Origin of the sequence: Acidiphilium rubrum (genome assembly GCF_900156265.1) — a bacterium.
GTDB lineage: Bacteria > Pseudomonadota > Alphaproteobacteria > Acetobacterales > Acetobacteraceae > Acidiphilium > Acidiphilium rubrum.
The window spans coordinates 45,555-65,251 of the sequence record NZ_FTNE01000013.1 but is presented as its reverse complement, the minus strand read 5'-3'; the positions used below and the strand labels follow the sequence as shown (position 1 = coordinate 65,251).

Genomic DNA, 19,697 nt, shown 5'->3' with positions numbered 1-19,697 from the left:
CGGTTCCGTTACAACCCCTGAAAACGGCGTAATTGGCCGGCAATCTGGCTTATTTCGGAAATTATTAACTTGACAGTGATTTTTATGCCCCCACGAAACGCGACTTGTCAAGAAATAAGACCTGTGTGGTCAGGTATAAGATTAGTGCAAAACGGTTATGAAACGGTTAATAGATCCACGAGCGCCGTAAAATCGGCCGGCGGCGGGGTTTCGAATCGCAGCGCCGCACCGGTGCGCGGATGCACAAAGCCGAGGCTCGCCGCATGCAGCGCCTGGCGGGGAAAATCGAGCAGCACCGAACGCGCAGGCTCGGCGATATGTGCCGCCGCGGCCGGCCGCCGCCGCAGATAGACCGGATCACCAACCACCGGATGGCCGATATGCGCGAGATGCACCCTGATCTGATGGGTCCGCCCCGTCGCCAGCCGGCACTCCAGCAGAGTGGCGCCGAGGCCGAAGCGCTGCGCGGTGGTGAAATGGGTCAGGGCAAACCGCCCGCCGCGCGCGGCCACTGCCATGCGCTTGCGCTCGCGCGGATCGCGCCCGATCGGCGCTTCGATCGCGCCGGCAGCCGATTGGGGCGCGCCCCAGCAGAGCGCGAGGTAATGCCGCTCAAGGTCGCGCGCCGCGAACGCTTCGGACAGCGCGTGATGCGCCAGTTCGGTCTTGGCCACGACCATGACGCCAGACGTATCCTTATCGAGCCGGTGCACGATGCCGGGGCGTTTCTCACCCCCGATGCCGGCGAGACTGTCGCCGCAATGCGCGATCAGGGCATTGACCAGCGTGCCGTCCAGATTGCCCGGCGCCGGGTGCACCACCAGGCCGGCCGGCTTGTCGAGCACGATCAGATCGTCGTCTTCATAGAGAATAGGAAACGGGATCGCCTGACCTTGGGGCGTTGCGGGCAGCGGGGCCGGAATGTCGATGCGGTAGAGCGACCCGGCGCGCACGGGAGCCGAGGGCGTCGGCGCCGGCGCATCATCGCAGGTGACCAGCCCATCCTCGATCAGGATCTTGATGCGCGAGCGCGACATGCCTGCGAGTTTGGCGGCCAGAAACCGGTCCAGCCGCTCGCCCTGGTCGTCCGCCGTGGCGGAGAACGCCAGATTGCCGTACAGCAAGGCTGGATCAGGCGGGGATGGATGGGATGGATCGGGCTCAGGACTCACGGAAATCGGCACCGGATGTACGGGGTTTGAAGGCGCTGGTGATCGGGATGGGCGTGCTCATCGTGCTGGGCACCGCCCTGGTGATCGGGGTTGTGGTCAAACGCATGGTCGAGTCAACCGCCAGCCCGGGCACGGCTGCGACGCGACCGGCGGCGATTCCGGGCGCGGCGCCGTTCCGGACCGTACTGCCCGCGGCGTCCGGGGCAACCATCACCGGTCTTGCCGCGTCGGGCGGGGTGATCGCCATCTGGGTGCACGATGACAAGGGCGGCCGCGTCGATTTCATCGACCCGCACACCGGCGCGGTCCTCGGCAGCGCCGCGGCGCCATGAAAGGCAAGGCAACACTAGCGAACAAGGCACGACTGCCGAGCAAACCATGCGCCGCGTGCGGGCGGCCGTTCACCTGGCGGCGCAAATGGGCGCGCGACTGGGACAATGTGCGATATTGCTCGGACGCCTGCCGCACTGGCAAACGCGACGCCACGATCGAACGCCAGCGGCGCACAGCCTCGTGACCCGGCCGGCACCGCGATCCGCCCGCTAAACTTTGCGCCACCCGCTTGATGGCCGCGCCAATCTCGATTATCACGCAGACCAACAACGTCCCGTTCGTCTAGAGGCCTAGGACACTGCCCTTTCACGGCGGCAACACCGGTTCGAATCCGGTACGGGATACCATTTAAATCCAGACACCCTTCCCCGTCGCTACCGAAGCGGCTCGAAACTCCGTTGTGCCGGGCTCCCGCCTGATCAAACGGATTGAACACGCCGACCCGATCGATCAGACTGCGCGCATGACCGAGGGGCTGTTCCACCCGCACCAGATATCGATCCCCGGCGTGCCGGCCGATCACTTATGCGCCGCCATGGTCCGCATCCTGCCGCGCACGGTCCTCGTGCTCGACCTCGCGCCCACGCAGGAGGTGGCGCAGTCCCTCGCCCGCAACGAATCCCGCCCCGATGGATCGGAGTACTGGTACCGATGGTTCACCGCGGCGGATGTCGCGAACATCGATGATCCAGCGTTCAATCTGGGCATGGTCCGCCACGAATTCGCGCGCGCGGTGAAATCGGGCATGGCGTTTCCGGCAACCATGCCCCTCGATGGCGGAGGTTCCGGCTTCGCGGTCACGGCGGATGGCCTCGTCGTCACCAACTACCATCTGGTGACGGCCGAAATCGCCACGTATCAGCGCGAGGGCGGCGCGCTCAACCAACCGGTGCGCTGCCGCTCGCTCCGCGCCGAGGTCGCGTACCGAACCGAAGCCGGCACCTGGGCATGGCGCGATGCCGCGGCGCTCTGGCTGGTATCCAACCCGCCGCGCGCCCGTGCACTCTGGCAGGATGCAGCCGGGCTGCACCATTGGCGCGAGGACACCGCTTTGCTGCGCGTCGAACCGGCGCCATCCGCGCATCTTGCACTGGCGGCGCGAACCCTGGATGTTGCCGAACCGGTCTGGATGGCGGGTTTTCCGCTGCGCACCGCCCGCGCGGCCGAAGCGCGCGCCGCCCTGGGCTACGCCGATGCGGATGGCAGCCTGCGCGTCTCGACCGGACAGGTTCTGGCGGTGGACGGTGCCGATTATTTCACCACCGATGCCGATGGATCGATGGGGAACAGCGGATCGCCGGTGTTCGATCGTGCGGGCAGCGTCGTCGGCATGTTTTCGCGCGCCGACGGCGACGGGCCGCGCCATGCGCTGGAATATGGGTATCTGAATCGGGTCCAGGTCAGCACGCGGCGCATTGTCCGCTCGGTCGGCCTCGCGGTGCCCGCCGACGCCGGCGATACGCGATAGCGAACCAGACGCGGGCGGTTCCGTTCCGAGCCGGACCCGCGATCGGCGCATTTGCCTCGATGCGCGAAGCATGGCCAATCTGCCGCTCCGTTGATCCCCAGCACGCAAGCGAGATTGATCATGGCACACCACACCACGCATCCCCAACGCCTCGCCGGCCAGCGCGCGTTGATCACCGGCGGCACCACCGGCATCGGCCGCGCCATTGCCGAGCGGTTTGCCGCCGAGGGGTGCGGCGTCACCATCACGCATCTGAACGACACCGACGGTGCGGCGGCCACGCTCGATGCCATGCACGCGATCAACCCGGCCGGCGCCCATAGCGCCGAGGCGGCGGACGCGGCCGATCATGATGCGATGGATGCGGTGGTGGCGCGCGCGATCGCGCTGACCGGCAGGCTCGATCATCTGGTGAACAACGCCGGCATTCAGTACGAGCAGCCGAGCGATCAGTTCGATCCAGTGCGGTTTGCCCGGGTCATCGCGGTCAATCTGATCGCGGTGGCACAGGTTTCGTCGCGCGTGCTGGCGCATATGGTCGAGCAGGGCAGCGGCAGCATCGTGACCATCAGCAGCGTGCATGAAACCGTACCGAAACCAGGATTCCTCTCCTACTCGGCGAGCAAAAGGGCGGTCGGCAACATCACCCGCACCCTGGCGCTCGAATTTGCCGGCCGCGGCATCCGGGTCAATGCGGTGGCGCCGGGTGCCACGATCACGCCGATGAACGCATCCTGGACCGGCGATGCCGCGCGCAAACGCGCGGTCGAAGAGCATATCCCGATCGGCCGTGCCGCCCAGCCGGCCGAAATTGCCGCGGCGGCGGCGTTCCTCGCCTCGAGCGATGCCAGCTACATCACCGGCCAGACGCTGTATGTGTGTGGCGGCCTGTCGCTGCACACCGAGTTCGCCCGCAACTGGACGACTTGAAGCAGGCGCATTTCACTAAAAATTGTGCTTGCGATCGTTTGCGCATTCGCTTAGAGAAAATTAACGCAAACGTTTTCGGAATACGTTTGCGGCGGAGAGGAAGCATGATGGTCAGGCGAACGCCGACCCCCAAAGCAGCGCTGGCACCGCGCGTGGCCCGCAAAAGCGAACAGCCCCTGGCGAACACGCCCGCCATCCGCGCCCGCATGCCCGAGGCCGGCCCCGCCACGATGCGCGATGTCGCTGCCCTCGCCGGCGTTTCGATCTCGACCATTTCCCACGTGCTCAACCGCACCCGCGCCGTGCCGGACGCCACCCGCGACCGCGTGATGCAGGCGGTCGCCACCACCGGCTACACGCCCAATTCGGTCGCCCGCTCGCTCAAGCGCGCGGAAACCCGCACCATCGGCATCGCGATCGGCGATATCACCAACCCGCATTTCACCGCCGTGGTCGATGCGATCGAAACCTCCGCCCGTGAGCGCGGCTATACCGTCATTCTCGTCGGCATCAGCGAATCGGCCGACCGTGAGATCGAGGCACTCGATGCGCTGCTCGGTCGGCGGGTCGATGGGCTCATATTGGCCCCCTCGGCCGATGGCGGCGCCGCCGTGCTCGAACGTGTGGCGCGCCATAACATCCCGGTCGTGCAGATCGATCGCGTCGCGAGCCCCGCCTGCGATGCCGTGGTGGTCGCCAACGCCGATGGCGCCCGCCGCCTGGTGCGCCACCTCGCCGCCTGCGGCCACCGGCGGATCGGTATGCTGACCGGCCTGCCCGGCCTGAGTTCGACGCGCGAACGCATCGCCGGCTATCGGGCCGGGCTGCGCGACGCCGGCATCACCTACGACGCGAAGCTGCTGGCCTGCGGCGAATACAGCGCCGAACCAGCCCGCCTCGCCACCGAGGCACTGCTCGCGCTGGCCGAACCACCCACCGCAGTCTTCGCCTCGAACAATCTGATGACGCTGGGCGCGATGCAGGCGCTGGCCGACCGTGACCTCGCCGTGCCCGACGATATCGCCCTGGTCGCGTTCGACGATTTCGCCTGGACCGATCTGTTCAAGCCGCACCTCACCACCGTGGCACAGCCATGCCGCGAAATCGGCATCACCGCGGTGCGCCTCCTGCTTGAACGCCTGGCGGAACCGGGCCTGCGGCCACGCCTCACGCGCCTGCCGGTCACGATCCAGCACCGCCGCTCATGCGGCTGTGCGGCGGATGCGGGCGCGATCACATGAAATCTTCAACTGAAAGGGAGGCTGGATCATCGAGACGATGGATATCGCAAGGGGTTTATGCAGGGAAGACTAGGCAAGGTAAGGCTTCTTTTTTGTAAAAAAGAAGCAAAAAACTTTCCGACTCTGGGGCACGGGCGCTTTCACAGCCGCAGTCCCAAATTAATAAAGTTTTTTTTGCTTCTTTTTTGTTCACAAAAAAGAAGAGCTCACTTCCCTCACCTTCCCTTCATCAACCAAGAATTTCATTGACCCGAGGCGCAAAAACGCCCTCAATCATCGAAAACGACGCAAGACCAACCAGGAGAGAAACATGACCATCCACAAAAAAATCGCGAGCCGCGCCGTCCTCGCGCTCGCCGCCGTCACGGCCCTCGGCGCCGCAACCGCCCAGGCCGCGCCGATCAAGGCCTGCCTGATCACCAAAACCGATTCCAACCCGTATTTCGTCACCATGCGCACCGGCGCGCTCGCCGAAGCCAAGAAACTCGGCGTCGACCTGAAAACCTATGCCGGCAAATACGACGGCGACAACCAATCCCAGGTCTCCGCGATCGAAACCTGCATCGCCGATGGCGCCAAAGGCATTCTGATCACCCCGTCCGACACCCAGGCAATCGTGCCGACCGTGGAAAAAGCCCGCAAGGCCGGCCTGCTGGTGATCGCGCTCGATACCGCGCTGGACCCGACCAATGCCGCCGACATGACCTTCGCCACCGATAATTTCGAGGCCGGCAAGCTGATCGGCGAATGGGCCAAGGCGAAACTGGGCGCCAAGGCGAAGGATGCCAAGATCGCCATGCTCGACCTGTCGATCTCGCATCCGACCGTCGATATCGACCGCGATCACGGCTTCCTCGCCGGCTTCGGCGTGCCGATCAAGGACCCCAAGACCTTCGACGTGCCGGATCCCCAGATCGTCGGCCACGCCGAGACCGGCGGTTCGGAAGAAGGTGGCCAGAAAGGCATGGAGACGCTGCTGGCCCGCAACCCCAACATCAACCTGGTCTACGCGATCAACGAACCGGCGGCGTTCGGTGCCTATCAGGCGCTGAAATCGGTCGGCAAGACCAAGGATGTCACGATCGTGGCGATCGATGGCAGTTGCTCGGGTGTGGCCGGCGTCAAGGCCGGGATTATTGGTGCAGACTCACAACAATACCCGCTGAAAATGGCCTCGATGGGCATTGCCGCCATCGTGAAATTCGCCAAGGACGGCACCAAGCCCGCCGCCAGCGCCGGCAAGGATTTCTTCAACACCGGCACCCAGTTGATCACGGCGCATCCCGAACCCGGCGTCGCCTCGATCAGCCCGGCCAAGGGCGCCAAGCTCTGCTGGGGCAACTGAGACCGTAAAGACGACCAACGGGAGCGGCGCGCACCGCCGCTCCCTTCATAACCGCGCCGAAACAATCGCGCGGTCCTGGAGGGGAAGACATGTCGACCATTTCGCCGGGCCCGCAAGGCTTCGAGGCCGCAATCAAACCCGCCGGCGCCGATCAGGTGGCCGAGTTCGTCCACCGCAAATCGGCGCTCGAACGGATGCAGCACATCCTGCATGAAACACCGTGGCTCGCGCCGCTGATGGTGCTGATCGCCTCGCTGATCGGCTTCGGCATCGCGGTCGGCGCGCGGTTCTTTTCGGCCTATGCGCTGACGCTGATCCTCCAGCAGGTGACCATCACCGGCATCGTCGGTGTCGCTCAGTCGCTGGTCATTCTCACCGCCGGGATCGATCTGTCGGTCGGCGCCATCATGGTGCTCGCCTCGGTGCTGATGGGGCAATGCACCTTTGTCTACGGCCTGCCGGCGCCGATTTCGATTCTGTGCGGTTTCGCCTTCGGCGCCGCGGTCGGTTACCTGAACGGCACGCTGGTCGCGCGGATGAAACTGCCGCCCTTCATCGTCACGCTCGGCATGTGGCAGATCGTGCTGGCCGCGAATTATCTGTATTCCAACAACCAGACGATCGGCGCCACCCAGATCGAGCTGAAAGCGCCGCTGCTGCAATATCTTGGCAACACCTTCGTGATCGGCGCCAACGCGGCGGGCAACGGCGGTGCAACCTTCACCTACGGCGTCATTCTGATGCTCGCGCTGGTGCTGCTGTTCGCCTACGTGCTGCGCCACACCGCCTGGGGGCGGCATGTCTATGCGGTCGGTGACGATCCGGATGCGGCAGCACTGGCCGGCGTGCAGGTGAAGCGCATGCTCATCAGCGTCTATACCTTGTCCGGCCTGATCTGTGCTGTCGCCGGTTGGGCGTTGATTGGCCGTATCGGCGCCATTTCGCCAAATTCTGGCCAGTTCGAGAACATCAACTCGATCACCGCGGTGGTGATCGGCGGGATTTCGCTGTTCGGCGGACGGGGCTCGATTCTCGGCATGATTTTCGGCGCCATGATCGTCGGCGTGTTCACCCTCGGGCTCAACATGTACGGCACCGACCCGCAATGGACCTATTTGCTGATCGGCGCGCTCATCATCGTCGCCGTCGCGGTCGATCAATGGATCAGAAAGGCAGCCGTGTAATGGAACCGATTCTCACAGGCCGTAACCTGGTCAAACGCTACGGCCGCGTCACCGCGCTGGATAATTGCGACTTCGACCTGTATCCCGGCGAGATCCTCGCCGTGATCGGCGACAACGGCGCGGGCAAATCCTCGCTCATCAAGGCAATCTCCGGCGCCGTGCAGCTCGATGAGGGGGAAATCACCCTCGAAGGTCGCAAGGTGCGCTTCGCCTCGCCCATCGCGGCGCGCGCCGCCGGCATCGAAACCGTGTACCAGACGCTCGCGATGTCACCGGGATTATCGATCGCGGACAATATGTTCATGGGCCGCGAAATTCGTAAACCGGGCATTCTCGGCAGCGTGTTCCGCAAGCTCGACCACGCGGAGATGCAGCGCATCGCGCGCCAGAAACTCAGTGAACTCGGCCTGATGACGATCCAGAACATCAACCAGGCGGTCGAAACGCTGTCGGGCGGCCAGCGCCAGGGTGTCGCGGTGGCCAGGGCGGCGGCGTTCGGCTCGAAAGTGATCATCCTCGATGAACCGACGGCGGCGCTGGGCGTCAAGGAATCGCGCCGCGTGCTCGAACTCATCCTCGATGTCCGCTCCCGCGGCATCCCGATCATCCTGATCAGCCACAACATGCCGCATGTATTCGAGGTGGCGGACCGCATCCACGTCCACCGCCTCGGCCGACGCCTCTGCCTGATCAACCCGAAGGAGCACAGCATGTCGGACGCCGTCGCCTACATGACCGGCGCAAAGGTGCCGGATCAGGCGCTGGCGGCGTGATGGGCGCACGCCATCCGATGATGGCAGAGGGTGCCGACCGACTTCTAAAAAGTTGGTAACCAGCCCGCCGTATCGACAAAGCGCGTGTTAGTGGTTTCAATCGTCGGGCCCCGACAGCAGCCGTATTGCAACATTGGGCAGACGATTTGGCTCGAACGGCAGACAGGGAGACGTTCAATGATTGATCCGGCAGCCGTAAACGACAGCGAGACCCGCCCGATCCAGCCCCGGCGACGGAGTCTGCTGCGCGACGCCGGCCTCGCGGCAGTCGGCGCGGCCGCGGTAGGAGGGATGACGGCCGCCGGTCTTGGCACTGCTTCAGCCGGTGCGACGACGTCGTCGATACCGATGAACGATGTGTCGCAACTCGTATTCGTTCTGATTTTAAAATACGTGACTGCGAATTACTATCTTCTGGCAGCGACCGGTCAAAGCCTCGGTCCGGACGACACCAGTGGCAATTTCAGCTTCTACACGAACACGGTCGGCAATTTCCCGGGCAAGACGGTCATCGGGGGCGCCGCGGTGCCCTTCAAGACCGCCATCTTTCAACAATATGCCGACAATATCGCGGCGGACGAACTGACGCATCTGCGATATCTTCGTGCGGTCATCGCCCCCACAAATAATCTCTATCCAATGCCCGTCATCGATATGGCCGCTGTCTGGACCACTATCGCCGTGCAGGCGCAGTTGATCGTTCCTGGCCAGACATTCAATCCGTTCGCGGACGAGATCAGCTTTCTGCTGGGTGCTTATTTTTTAGAGGATCTCAGCGTCTCCTACATTTGTGGTGCCGTGCCGACCTTGTCCGACGCTTCGCTCTCGGAGTATTTCGGCGCTTTGTCCGGGGCGGACGCGTATCACGCGGGCACGATCCGGACCCTGTTGGCAAGAATTGGCGGCGGCGGCCCTGTCGCCAAACTGTCTGCACTCCGGCAATCGCTGTCCGGCGTCGTGGATACCGGGATTTTGACACCGGCCGGCACGGTCAACATCGGTCCGTTCGGGCCACAAGCCCTCATGTTAACGCGCACCCCGGTCGAGGCGTACAACATTCTGTACCTGACACCCGGATCGTCCTTTCCGGCAGGACAAACCGGGGGATTTTTTCCGGCCGGCATCTATTCCTAGAAACGCGAATTTACGGCGCTTAAGCATCGGTGCCGTTATCAGGGGTGGTCTGATGATTGGCACCCGGAAACCTGCCTGACAAAACAGGTCTGACGCACGAGCGCACCTCCGCTTCGACAGCCAGCGTTAAGACCATCCGAACGACGAGCAGGTGCAAATCCGCGACGTCGAACGCTCATGCCCGGGTAGGCTCGCATCGGTCCATCGGCAGGGTGACCATTGCGTCATTCGGACGCGGTATGCCACTCGCTGGGCCATCGCCTCAGACTCGATATTTTTATGAAAAATCTCAAAATACAGAAATTGTCTTGTCAGACGCCCTGTTGTCGCAGTATCGTAACGTCTCGAATGATGGGTTCGCATGCTCGTTCAGGCGCCGGTTACCGTTGTTGGCCGGCATACTGAACGGCCTGCACTTATCAATTCATCATATCGCGCGGCATGATCTTAAGAACCGGATTGCAGGGAAACAGACAGTGGACGAGCAGGTCGTTTTGAGTGGCACCGATACACAATCGCAGAGGCCCGGGCGGCGCCAGATATTGCGCAACAGCGGTATGGGCGCCTCAGGGCTGGCCGCGCTGGCCGGCTTGACGATCGCAGGCACGAGCGCGGACGCGAGCAGCACGACGCCAATCCCGGGAGTTACCACCAATGATTACTACAATCTCGCGCTCATTCAGAACATCCAGTATCTCGAAGCCACGTACTATCTCTACGCCGTGACCGGCCAAGGCTTGTCGGCCGCCGACACGGCCGGCATCGGCACCGCCGGCACCGTGACAGGCGGTAGCGCGGTGCCGTTTCGGACTTCGATCATCCAGCAATACGCCAACGACATCGCGGCCGACGAACTGACCCATGTCAGAACCATCCACACTGAATCGATTTTGAACGGGTTTGCCATGCCGGATATCGACATGCGGACCGCCTGGACCACAATGGCGCTTGCCGCGGGACTCATCGTCCCCGGACAGATTTTCAACCCGTTCGCCGATGAAATCAGCTTCATGCTCGGTGCCTTTTTTCTCGAGGACATCGCGGCTGCCGCATTGTGCTTCGCGATCGAATCCCTCAGCTACAACACCAACCTGACTTATCTGGGCGCGCTGATGGGCGCGGAATCCTACCACGCCGGCACCATTCGCACCCTGCTCGCCAAAATCGGCGGCGGTGCCGTGGCCAACAAAATCGCGGCCCTGCGTGCCTCCCTGTCAGGCGCGAATGACGACAGCGGCATCCTGCAGCCGAACGGCTACGTCAACGTCGGCCCGTTCAGCCCCCAGGCGCTGCTGTTCCGCCGCAGCTACGCCCAGACCCTCAACATCCTGTTCCTATCGTCCGGCGCCACGTCCGGCGGCTTCTTTCCGAACGGCGTGAGCCCGGTATTTCTCCCGATGGCGCTAGGTTAGTTCAACCACCGCTGCCTCTCCCTACTGGCGGCGTAGCTCACTCTGTGCGACGCTCGCGCGGCAATCGTTCGGAGGCACCGATCATGGCTGATCATGAAGTTACTGCGGCTTGGGACCTCGAGGCGCTTTGGGAAGAGCACTGCCGCTACGAATTCGAAACGCGCGACGTGGACGCCACCATGGCGACCATGGTGGCGTCGCCCTATGTCAATCACATCCCGACCATGACCGGCGGCGTCGGCCATGACCAGCTCAAACGCTTCTACAAATACCATTTCATCGGCGGCAACCCGCCGGACACCGCCATGATCCCGGTCAGCCGTACGGTCGGGACCGATCGCATCGTCGATGAAATGATCTTCCGCTTTACCCACACTTCGGCGGTCGACTGGATGCTGCCAGGCGTGCCGCCGACCGGCCGTGTCGTTGCAATCCCCCTGGTCGCCATCGTGCAATTCCGCGACGGCCGGCTGGCCCATGAACATATCTACTGGGATCAGGCATCGGTCCTGGTGCAGATCGGCCTGCTCGACCCCGCAGGATTGCCGGTAGCCGGTGCCGAAACCGCGCGCAAAGTGCTCGACACGACACAACCCAGCAACGGCCTGATGGGCGAAGCCTGGGAGCGCAGCGCCAATCGCCCGATTTGACCACGCCAGGGCGGCGCTACGCCGCCGCCCCGATCGCGATGCCGGTAAGCCCTGCACAATTGACAATGGTGATTTCCTGTTCGGTGGAAATCGCGATCAGCCGGCGCTGCCTGAGAATGGTGAAATTGCGCGAAACCGTCTCGATCGTCAGACCCAGATAATCCGCGATATCGCTACGCCCCATCGGCAATCTGGTACCGGCCGGGCTCGCCGGCTCGATCCAGGCCAGCAGAAACGAGGCCAGGCGCTCCAGCGCGCTCTTGCGGCCGAGCAACAGCATCTGCGCCTGGGCGATCAGCAGTTCGTTGCCGGTGGCAATCAGCAGTTTCCGCTCCAGCGAGGGAAACGTGACGAACAGCGCGCGCAGCGTCAGCCGGTCGAACCGGCACAGCCGCACATCCTCCAGCGCCTCGACCGAGGCGCTGTAGTTCGCCGGCATGCCAAGCCCCACGAAATATCCCGCGGTCACAAAGCCGGTGATCTGGCGGCGGCCATCCGGCAGATCGCGGTAAACCTTGGCGGTGCCGTGATTGATGTTGAAAAAATACCGTGCCGGATCGCCCTCGGTCATCAACAGCGCGCCGCTGCGGATGGTGCGCCACTGCGCCGCAGCCGCCAGTTCCGGCAGATCGATATCCACCAGCGCATCGCACAGCCCGATGTGGCGCGCGGCACACCCCGCGCAATGCGTGCCGGCACCGGGCTCGGCGCTCGGGCGATATGGCATCGCAGCCATCGGAACCCCGATCGAGACGGACATCACGCCGTGATTCAGCATGTCATGGAATGGCATGGATGCCGACCGGCAGAGTGATGGCGGGCGGCGGGGCAGTTTTGGTTTCGAGCAAGGCGAGCAATGGCTTGATAACATCGAGCGGCATCGGGAAAATCACCGTCGAGTTCTGTTCGGCGCCGATCTCGGTCAGTGTCTGCAGGTAGCGCAACTGCATCGCCGCCGGCACGCTCGCAATAATCGTCGCCGCATCCACCAGCGTCTGCGCCGCCTGGAACTCGGCCTCGGCGTGAATGATCTTGGCGCGCCGGTCGCGTTCCGCCTCCGCCTGCTTGGCAATCGCGCGGATCATATTGTCGGTCAGCTCGACGGTGCGAATTTCCACATTGCTGATCTTGATCCCCCACACCTCGGTCTGGCCCTCCAGGATCACCTGCAGATCGAGGCTGAGCTTCTTGCGCTCGGACAGCATTTCGTCGAGCGGATGCTGCCCCAGCACGGCGCGCAGCGTGGTCTGCGCCAGCATGACCGTCGCCGGCAGATATTGCTGCACCTTGATGATCGCGTGCTCAGGATCAACCACATTGAAATACAGCACCGCATCGACCTTCATCGAAACGTTGTCGCGCGAAATCACGTCCTGGGCCGGGATTTCGATCACCTGGATCCGCAGATCGACGCGGACCATCTCCTGCACGAACGGGATCAGCACGATCAGGCCGGGACCCTTGACCTTCTGAAACCGCCCCAGCGTGAAGATCACGCCACGCTCGTACTCGCGCAGAATTTTCACCGTCGCGCGCACCAGCACGCTCAGCACGATAAAAATCACGATCACGAATAGAATGGTGGTGACAAAGTCTTGCAAGGCGAATGTCATGAGACTCTCCTCGCGCGTGACCGGACCGTCAGGGTTGCGCCGGGCCATGCAGGCGACGCAGTTAGAGACCCTAGACGATGTCAGACAATCCCGGCAGACTCGGAGACTACGTAGAGGCCGGATCGGCGAGGAAAAAGGGAAGTCTTCTTTTTTGTTCACAAAAAAGAAGCAAAAAAAACTTCGTTAATTCGAGCCCGTACAGGTTCAAACGCCCATGCCCCAGAGTAAAAAAGTTTTTTGCTTCTTTTTTCCAAAAAAGAAGCCTTCCCTTCCCTCTCTTCTTTACTTCAACGAGCCTTCAAACTCGCCAGATACGCAATGACATCGGCGCGATCCGCTGCATCCGGCATGCCCATATACGGCATCTTGCTGCCCGTCACATCGCCTTGCGGATTGGCCAGAAATTTGTCCAACGCAGCGTCGTTCCACACAATATGCGCCGCCTTCAGCGCGGGCGAAAAATTGAACCCGGCGGTCGATGCCGCCGGCTTGCCATAAATGCCGGCCAGACTGGGCCCGATGCCGTTCTGCCCCGGCGTGGCGCTATGGCAGGAGGCGCATTGATCGGCGAAAATCGCCTTGCCATGCGCGGCATTGCCCGCCTGCGCACACCCCGTCCACAACAATCCACCAGCGAGCGCCATGCCCAGCACGATCGGTTTCATCCTGGATTTTCCTTTCATGATCAGAACGCCAGCCAGATGCCGGTGAAGAACGTATCGTTCGCCTGGGCGTTGGTGCCCGCCCCGTCATAATTGCGCGCCAGCCCGTTGAAGGTCGGATAGAGCGTGTTCTCGACGAAGATTTTCGCATTCAGCCACGGCAACCATTTCGGCCCGCCATTGTTGAACGGATAGTAATCGAGTTCGGTGGTCCAGCTATCGGTATTCGGCTTGCCGTTCGCATTGCCATAGAGCGCGGTATCCGAGCTGCCATAGATCGTGTTGAAGGATTCCGTGACGCCGTATTTCTGAAACAGCAATTCCGACGCCGTCAGTGTCGCGGTATTGAGCGTATCGGCGCGATTACTCGCGAGGCCGAGCGGAAAGCTTGCCTGCCAGCTTTGCGACTCATGCGTGAAATTCGCCTGCACCGAAAACGCCTGCTTGCCGGTGATGTACTGAAACTGCGAATCCGCCGCCACATCCAGAAACTGATCGGTCGGGCCGTTGATCGTGCCCGCCACATACGGCCGGTCCATCAGCGCGTAGGTGCCAATTTCGAGCGATGAACTGCCCCATTGGTGCTGCAACGCCACCCGCGCGTAGGGGATAACTGATTCCACCTGCGTCGCCGGCCCGACCCCGAGCGCATAGCTCATCCGGTTCGGCAGCGCCTTGTACAGGTCGAACTCGGTGTAGAGCATGTTCTCCGAATTCAGATTGAGCGCGTTATAGGCGCCGAAGCCGTAAACCCCCTGCGCCAGCGCCTGGATCTGTTGTTGCGCGGCAGGGCCGTTCGCGAGCCCGGACGGGATGAACGGATAGCCCCAGCTCGGCGGTGAATTCCACAGATCGGTCACGGTCGGCGCGTTGTTGAAGGTGATGCCCCAGAACATCGACTTCCCGAACACCCGGCCAGGCCGCGCGATCCGGATATCGACGTTATCCCAATGCCATTGCTTGGCGATTCCATCGTAGGTGACCTGAATGAACGCACCGAGCCCAGCACTCGCGTCGAGCGCACCGCCGAAAAACAGGCTGGTCTGCTGTGCCGCCCAGGCATCGTTCGATTTGAAGCCCGGTGCCAGGCCGCCCGGTATCTTGTCGTGCTGGGTGGTGAACCCGATCTGCGACATCAGCGCGAAGTTTTTCCAGGTCGGAAACGTGCCGCCCGCAACATACCCTTCGAGCTTGAATTCGCGGCCATAGGCGGTGAGTTGTGGAAACCCGATGTGACAGGCGGAACATTCCTCACCCGTCTGTGCGGCGAACGCGGGGATCGCCTGCGCAGTGGTGGGGGCTAAAGCGAGCAGCCCCAGCCCAAATACGGCGGCTGTGGTTCGATTTTGTATCGATCTGATGATCATTGGAATAGCCCCTCTTTGCACCGCACAATGCGCCGCGGCGGCCTAACCGTCATTGATCCAGATCAACCGCCACAAAAGGAGCGAGGGCGATGCCAGCACCCCAGGCATGCATTCAGCGATTGAGAGTGTTTTTGCTTCTCATTTCCAAAAAAACAGTCCTCCCTCCCCCTGACGTCTCGCTCTCAAGTCAGGAACCGCAAAATGAGCTTGATCATCCGCCGCACGCCCCGCGAGTAGGGCGGAAACAGCATCGGTGCCGCACTGAACCGGTCGTTCAACACGGCGCGCTCATGCGAAAAGGCGCGGAAACCATAGTGGCCATGGGCACTGCCGATCCCCGAATTGTTGATGCCGCCGAACGGCAGGTTGGCGTGCAGATACTGCGCCATCACCGCGTTCACGCAGGACCCGCCGGCTGCGGTTTGCGCAATGATTCGCTCGGCGGCGGCCGCATCGCGGGAAAACACATACAGCGCCAGCGGTTTCGGCTGCGCGTTGATCGCGCGGATCGGCTCGCCGATATCGTCAAACGGCACGATCGGCAGCACCGGGCCAAAAATCTCCTCGTGCATGATCAAGGCATCCGCAGGCACGCCGGACAGCAAGGTCGGCGCAATGAACTTGTCCGCCGCGTCGTACACGCCACCGACATGCACGGTTGCGCCCCGGGCGCGCGCGTCCTCGATCAGCCGCCTGATCCGCTCGAAATGCTGTGGCGTGACGATCCGGCAGTAATCCGGGCTGCGACCGCCCTCGCCATACATCGCGGCCAGATGCCGCAGCACCGCCGCGATGAACGGCGTCACGCTGTCCCGATGCACATAGGCATGATCGGGTGCGATGCAGGTCTGCCCGTTATTGGCGAACTTGCCCCAAACGATGCTGCGCGCCGCTTTGTCCAGATCGGCGGTCCGGTCCACGATCACCGGGCTCTTGCCGCCCAGTTCCAGCGTGACCGAGGCGAGGTGCCGCGCAGCGGCCGCCATCACGATCCTGCCGACGGCCGGACTGCCCGTGAAAAAAACATGATCGAACGGCAGGTCGAGCAGCGCAGTCGCCATTGCGGCGTCACCCTCGAACAGCGCGACCTCATCAGTCTCAAAACACGCCGCGACGATGGCGCCGATCAGCGCAGCCGTGCGCGGCGCGAATTCCGAGGGCTTGATGATGGCGGTGCAGCCTGCCGCGATCGCTGAAACCAGCGGGCCGAGCGCGAGGTTGAACGGATAGTTCCACGGCGCGATGATCAGCGCGACCCCGCGCGGTTGTGCGCGCACGCTTGCCCTTGTTCCCCACATCACCCGCGTCGGGCGCACCCGGCGCGGTGCCATCCAGCCGGCCACATTACGGCAGGCATGCCGGATTTCCTGGATCACCGGCATCAGTTCCGACAGATCGACCTCAGCCTCCGGCTTGCGCAGATCTTCGTGCAATGCCTCATACAAGGCCGCACGCTGGCGAAAAATCTCCGCTTCGAGCCGTCGCAGCGTCGCAATCCGCACCGCCGCCGAGGAGGTCCGCAGCGCCAGCGCCCGCAGGCGCTGCCGCTCGAACACCGGGCCGATCAACTCCAACCCCGGTGCGCCGGCGATCACCACGCCACGGTCTGTCCCCGATAATCGAGATAGCGCAGCCCCGGCTTGCCGACATGCGCGGTCAGCACATCGACCACGCGGGGAATACTCTCCTCGATCGCGAGCGACGCGCCCGGCCCGCCCATGTCCGTCCGCACCCAGCCGGGCGCGATGATCGCCATGCTCCGCGCATCCCCTGCATGACGGGCGGCGAAGCTGCGCATCAGCGTGTTCAGCGCCGCCTTGCTCGCCCGATACACTTCCCAGCCGCCGCCGGTGTTATCCGCGACGCTGCCCAACCCCGACGACATCACCGCGATGGTCCCACTCTGCGGCACCAGGCTTTCGAACGCCTCGACCGCGCGCATCGGGCTGAGCGCATTGGTCACCAGCGTGCGGGTGAAGCTCTCGGTGCTCACCGTCGCGATGGTTTCAGCCGCGCCGTTCGAAATCCCGGCGTTCACGAACAGCAGGTCGATCACCCGTCCCGCCAGCGTCGCGCGCAGCGCTTCCATCTGCGCCGGCTCGTTGATATCAGCCGGCTCGATCTCGAGTCGCCCCCCGGCAGTGGCGGCGAGCGCATGCAGCCCGGTACCCGCGGCACGGCGCACCGTGCCGATCACGTGCCAGCCGCGCGCCAGATAGGTCTCGGCCAGCGCAAGGCCAAGGCCGCGCGATGCTCCAATGATCAGCGCCGTCCCGGTCGGTGTCGAAGCAGCCATCGAATGATCCTCCTACCGTGCGGCAAACCGTTCAAGATCGAGAATACAGCGGATCAACCGGCTGTCCGGTTCGCGCAACTGCGCAATGATCGTGAAATGATCCGCATGGGCCACCGGCAGCAGCACGCCCGGCGCCTGGCTGGCAGCACGGTGGGCATGAAAATCCCGGCTGCTATGGATCAGCGCCGGCAATTCCGCCGCGCCGTAGGCAATCGCAAACTCCTTGTCCACCACGGGCAGCCGCAGCGGCGAGGCTTGCGTCAAATCATCATCGCTCAGGCGCAGATACTGGTTGAGATTGGTATCACGCAGCGGCCCCAGCTCATAAACCCCGGAAATCCCCATCCCTGCCGCGATCAGCGGATGATCGAGCGCCATCGCCGCCAGATGCCCCCCGGCCGACCAGCCCGACACGATCACCCGTCCCGCAATGCCATGCGCCGCGCCCTGCGCCTGCAACCAGTCGAGTGAAGCGCGGATCTGCGCCACAATCGCACTCACCGAAACCGCCGGTGCCAGATCATACCCCGGAACAGCGACCGACCAGCCATGCGCCGCAATGCCCGCGGCAAGGCACGCAAAATCCTGCCGCCGGTTCTTCCACCAATAGCCGCCATGAATGAACACGAGGCACGGCGCCGCCGGATCGGCCGCCGGATACAAATCCCACGCCGTCCGCTCGCCCGGCTGATACGCCAGATCGAGCGCGCCGCCATGCGCCGCCCGATACGCGGCCGAAGCCTCGATCCGCTCCTGGTTCAGCGCCGCACTGTTCGCCACGGCATTGGTATTGTCATAAGCGGCCGACCGCGCCGCGGCGCCAAGGGTCGACCAGATCGTATCGGGGTTCTGCATGTTCGTTATCCTCGTTGGCCGATCGCCACGTCACCGGCAGCGTGTCGAGTCTGCCTCGCCCCACCGGCAATGACAAGCCGATCGCGGGCGATGCAAGGCACGACTTTTCCGAAACAGACGCAAGAACTCGGTTCGATGTGAGTGTGGAATAATATCACATGCATGGTTTCAATCCGACGCATTATAGATGCGGCACCGGAAAACTGCGCACCAGACTGCCGCAGATCAGTTGCCAGCCGTTGATCACCACGAAAAAGATCAGCTTGAACGGCAGGGACACGGCGGTAGGCGGCAGCATCATCATCCCCAGGCTCATCAAAATGGACGACACGACCAGATCGATCACCATGAACGGCAGAAAGATCATGAAGCCCATCTCGAAGCCGCGCCGCAGTTCGCCGACCACGAAGCTTGGGATCAAAATCCGCCATGAAACATCGGTCTTGTGCGCCGGGATCTGGACATGAGCGATGGCGGAAAACATGCGGATGTCGGGTGCGCGCGCATTCTGCGCCAGGAACGCATGAAACGGCACCGCCGCCTGCCTGATGCCGGTCAAGGTATCGACGCTACCCTGCGTCATCGGCAGCAATCCGGCCTGCCACGCCTCGGCAAACACCGGCTGCATCACGAAATAGGTCAAAAACAGCGCGAGCCCGATCAGCACGGTGTTCGGCGGCGTCGTCTGCAAACCCAGCGCCGTGCGCAGGATCGACAGCACGATGATGATGCGGGTGAACGCCGTCAGCATCACCAGCAGGCTCGGCGCGAGCGCCATCAGCCCGATGAACAGCACCAGCTGGATCAGCTTCGCCGTCTCCGGTGCGCCGCCTTGCCCCAGATCGACCGATACCGACTGCGCATGGGCCACCGCTACCGCGCCGAACGATAACAAAACAATGGCGCAGCCCGTTCGCATCACGCGCCGCATCACATCTGCTCCGGCGCGGGCGCATCGGCCAGCCGCACCAGTTGATCGGAGCGCCCGCCGGTCAGCACGGCAAACCGGTATCCATCCAGCTGAACGATCGACAATTTCCGAAGCCGATCGATGTGCACGACGGTCCGACCGCTCGCGCCCGGCCGCAGCGATACGCGCCCGACCAGGTGCCGCGACACGCCAGATCGCTTGGCGACGTACCACAGCCCGATCATGATCCCCACGATCGCGATCAGCGTGATTGTCGCATTCAACAGGTCGGGTTGCATCATGGCCGCATCGGTCTCCTCAGCCTGTCCGCAGCAACTTGTGTCGAGTGTTC

General features: G+C 63.1%; 21 protein-coding genes and 1 tRNA gene. 12 read left to right on the top strand and 10 right to left on the bottom strand.

Translation table 11 applies throughout. The features are described from left to right. Positions 1-155: 155 nt before the first annotated feature. Positions 156-1,124, bottom strand: a complete 969-nt coding sequence (locus BW994_RS11110; RefSeq protein ID WP_029311758.1) for an RluA family pseudouridine synthase — start codon at positions 1,122-1,124, stop codon at positions 156-158. 74 nt (positions 1,125-1,198) lie between these two features. On the opposite strand from BW994_RS11110, the gene BW994_RS11105 reads away from it, so the two are divergent. The 12 genes from BW994_RS11105 (at position 1,199) to BW994_RS11050 (ending at position 11,642) form a co-directional block, all read left to right on the top strand. After that, positions 1,199-1,504, top strand: coding sequence for a hypothetical protein (locus tag BW994_RS11105; RefSeq protein WP_245594105.1), 306 nt, complete (start codon positions 1,199-1,201; stop codon positions 1,502-1,504). After that, positions 1,501-1,689, top strand: a complete 189-nt coding sequence (locus BW994_RS11100; RefSeq protein WP_076454572.1) for a DUF2256 domain-containing protein — start codon at positions 1,501-1,503, stop codon at positions 1,687-1,689. The genes BW994_RS11105 and BW994_RS11100 overlap by 4 nt, the downstream gene beginning before the upstream one ends. A gap of 87 nt (positions 1,690-1,776) precedes the next feature. Next, positions 1,777-1,852: transfer RNA gene (locus BW994_RS11095), tRNA-Glu, on the top strand. A 53-nt stretch (positions 1,853-1,905) separates the two neighbouring features. Then, a complete protein-coding gene (locus BW994_RS11090) occupies positions 1,906-2,973 on the top strand; it encodes a S1 family peptidase (RefSeq protein WP_029311760.1) in 1,068 nt (355 codons plus the stop codon). Between the two features lie 120 nt (positions 2,974-3,093). Continuing rightward, positions 3,094-3,903, top strand: a complete 810-nt coding sequence (locus BW994_RS11085) for a glucose 1-dehydrogenase (RefSeq protein ID WP_076454570.1) — start codon at positions 3,094-3,096, stop codon at positions 3,901-3,903. Between the two features lie 104 nt (positions 3,904-4,007). Continuing rightward, positions 4,008-5,144, top strand: a complete 1,137-nt coding sequence (locus BW994_RS11080; protein ID WP_211252775.1) for a LacI family DNA-binding transcriptional regulator — start codon at positions 4,008-4,010, stop codon at positions 5,142-5,144. Positions 5,145-5,454: 310 nt separating this feature from the next. Further along, a complete protein-coding gene (locus BW994_RS11075; RefSeq protein WP_029311763.1) occupies positions 5,455-6,489 on the top strand; it encodes a substrate-binding domain-containing protein in 1,035 nt (344 codons plus the stop codon). A gap of 89 nt (positions 6,490-6,578) precedes the next feature. Then, positions 6,579-7,673 carry an ABC transporter permease gene (locus tag BW994_RS11070; RefSeq protein WP_029311764.1) on the top strand — a complete coding sequence of 365 codons (1,095 nt, stop codon included), beginning with the start codon at positions 6,579-6,581 and terminating at the stop codon, positions 7,671-7,673. Continuing rightward, positions 7,673-8,446 (top strand): ATP-binding cassette domain-containing protein, encoded by a 774-nt coding sequence (locus BW994_RS11065; RefSeq protein ID WP_029311765.1) that lies wholly within the window; start codon positions 7,673-7,675, stop codon positions 8,444-8,446. The genes BW994_RS11070 and BW994_RS11065 overlap by 1 nt, the downstream gene beginning before the upstream one ends. A 177-nt stretch (positions 8,447-8,623) precedes the next feature. Continuing rightward, a complete protein-coding gene (locus BW994_RS11060) occupies positions 8,624-9,580 on the top strand; it encodes a ferritin-like domain-containing protein (protein ID WP_029311766.1) in 957 nt (318 codons plus the stop codon). 476 nt (positions 9,581-10,056) lie between these two features. Further along, positions 10,057-10,992, top strand: coding sequence for a ferritin-like domain-containing protein (locus tag BW994_RS11055; protein WP_051657324.1), 936 nt, complete (start codon positions 10,057-10,059; stop codon positions 10,990-10,992). Between the two features lie 83 nt (positions 10,993-11,075). Further along, positions 11,076-11,642 (top strand): ester cyclase, encoded by a 567-nt coding sequence (locus BW994_RS11050; protein WP_076454564.1) that lies wholly within the window; start codon positions 11,076-11,078, stop codon positions 11,640-11,642. A gap of 16 nt (positions 11,643-11,658) precedes the next feature. Here BW994_RS11050 and BW994_RS11045 read toward each other — a convergent pair whose 3' ends face one another. The 9 genes from BW994_RS11045 to BW994_RS11005 form a co-directional block, all read right to left on the bottom strand. Continuing rightward, positions 11,659-12,420, bottom strand: coding sequence for a Crp/Fnr family transcriptional regulator (locus BW994_RS11045; RefSeq protein WP_051657325.1), 762 nt, complete (start codon positions 12,418-12,420; stop codon positions 11,659-11,661). A 1-nt stretch (position 12,421) separates the two neighbouring features. After that, positions 12,422-13,255 carry a slipin family protein gene (locus tag BW994_RS11040; RefSeq protein WP_051657328.1) on the bottom strand — a complete coding sequence of 278 codons (834 nt, stop codon included), beginning with the start codon at positions 13,253-13,255 and terminating at the stop codon, positions 12,422-12,424. A gap of 287 nt (positions 13,256-13,542) precedes the next feature. Beyond that, positions 13,543-13,920 carry a c-type cytochrome gene (locus BW994_RS11035; protein ID WP_029311771.1) on the bottom strand — a complete coding sequence of 126 codons (378 nt, stop codon included), beginning with the start codon at positions 13,918-13,920 and terminating at the stop codon, positions 13,543-13,545. A 20-nt stretch (positions 13,921-13,940) separates the two neighbouring features. Further along, positions 13,941-15,284 (bottom strand): hypothetical protein, encoded by a 1,344-nt coding sequence (locus BW994_RS20220; protein WP_245594107.1) that lies wholly within the window; start codon positions 15,282-15,284, stop codon positions 13,941-13,943. Positions 15,285-15,466: 182 nt separating this feature from the next. Then, positions 15,467-16,882 (bottom strand): aldehyde dehydrogenase family protein, encoded by a 1,416-nt coding sequence (locus BW994_RS11025; RefSeq protein ID WP_029311773.1) that lies wholly within the window; start codon positions 16,880-16,882, stop codon positions 15,467-15,469. Continuing rightward, on the bottom strand, positions 16,876-17,580 hold the full coding sequence (locus BW994_RS11020) for an SDR family NAD(P)-dependent oxidoreductase (RefSeq protein WP_029311774.1): 705 nt from the start codon (positions 17,578-17,580) through the stop codon (positions 16,876-16,878). Before BW994_RS11020 ends, BW994_RS11025 begins: the two co-directional genes overlap by 7 nt. Before the next feature lie 12 nt (positions 17,581-17,592). Further along, entirely contained in the window at positions 17,593-18,435 is an 843-nt protein-coding gene (locus BW994_RS11015) for an alpha/beta hydrolase (RefSeq protein WP_029311775.1), read from the bottom strand. 181 nt (positions 18,436-18,616) lie between these two features. After that, complete coding sequence (gene fliP, locus BW994_RS11010) at positions 18,617-19,366, bottom strand: flagellar type III secretion system pore protein FliP (protein WP_029311776.1); 750 nt, start codon at positions 19,364-19,366, stop codon at positions 18,617-18,619. After that, entirely contained in the window at positions 19,366-19,647 is a 282-nt protein-coding gene (locus tag BW994_RS11005) for a hypothetical protein (protein ID WP_029311777.1), read from the bottom strand. The genes fliP and BW994_RS11005 overlap by 1 nt, the downstream gene beginning before the upstream one ends. Positions 19,648-19,697: the final 50 nt, after the last annotated feature.

Excerpts from the sequence above, each read along its gene's own strand:
- BW994_RS11100 (WP_076454572.1), top strand. The coding sequence starts at position 1,501 with ATGAAAGGCAAGGCAACACTAGCGAACAAGGCACGACTGCCGAGCAAA.
- BW994_RS11070 (WP_029311764.1), top strand. The coding sequence starts at position 6,579 with ATGTCGACCATTTCGCCGGGCCCGCAAGGCTTCGAGGCCGCAATCAAA.
- BW994_RS11080 (WP_211252775.1), top strand. The coding sequence starts at position 4,008 with ATGATGGTCAGGCGAACGCCGACCCCCAAAGCAGCGCTGGCACCGCGC.
- fliP (WP_029311776.1), bottom strand. The coding sequence starts at position 19,366 with ATGCGGCGCGTGATGCGAACGGGCTGCGCCATTGTTTTGTTATCGTTC.
- BW994_RS11015 (WP_029311775.1), bottom strand. The coding sequence starts at position 18,435 with ATGCAGAACCCCGATACGATCTGGTCGACCCTTGGCGCCGCGGCGCGG.
- BW994_RS11040 (WP_051657328.1), bottom strand. The coding sequence starts at position 13,255 with ATGACATTCGCCTTGCAAGACTTTGTCACCACCATTCTATTCGTGATC.
- BW994_RS11045 (WP_051657325.1), bottom strand. The coding sequence starts at position 12,420 with ATGCTGAATCACGGCGTGATGTCCGTCTCGATCGGGGTTCCGATGGCT.
- BW994_RS11065 (WP_029311765.1), top strand. The coding sequence starts at position 7,673 with ATGGAACCGATTCTCACAGGCCGTAACCTGGTCAAACGCTACGGCCGC.
- BW994_RS11085 (WP_076454570.1), top strand. The coding sequence starts at position 3,094 with ATGGCACACCACACCACGCATCCCCAACGCCTCGCCGGCCAGCGCGCG.
- BW994_RS11075 (WP_029311763.1), top strand. The coding sequence starts at position 5,455 with ATGACCATCCACAAAAAAATCGCGAGCCGCGCCGTCCTCGCGCTCGCC.
- BW994_RS11005 (WP_029311777.1), bottom strand. The coding sequence starts at position 19,647 with ATGATGCAACCCGACCTGTTGAATGCGACAATCACGCTGATCGCGATC.
- BW994_RS11020 (WP_029311774.1), bottom strand. The coding sequence starts at position 17,580 with ATGGCTGCTTCGACACCGACCGGGACGGCGCTGATCATTGGAGCATCG.
- BW994_RS11060 (WP_029311766.1), top strand. The coding sequence starts at position 8,624 with ATGATTGATCCGGCAGCCGTAAACGACAGCGAGACCCGCCCGATCCAG.
- BW994_RS11050 (WP_076454564.1), top strand. The coding sequence starts at position 11,076 with ATGGCTGATCATGAAGTTACTGCGGCTTGGGACCTCGAGGCGCTTTGG.
- BW994_RS11035 (WP_029311771.1), bottom strand. The coding sequence starts at position 13,920 with ATGAAACCGATCGTGCTGGGCATGGCGCTCGCTGGTGGATTGTTGTGG.
- BW994_RS20220 (WP_245594107.1), bottom strand. The coding sequence starts at position 15,284 with ATGATCATCAGATCGATACAAAATCGAACCACAGCCGCCGTATTTGGG.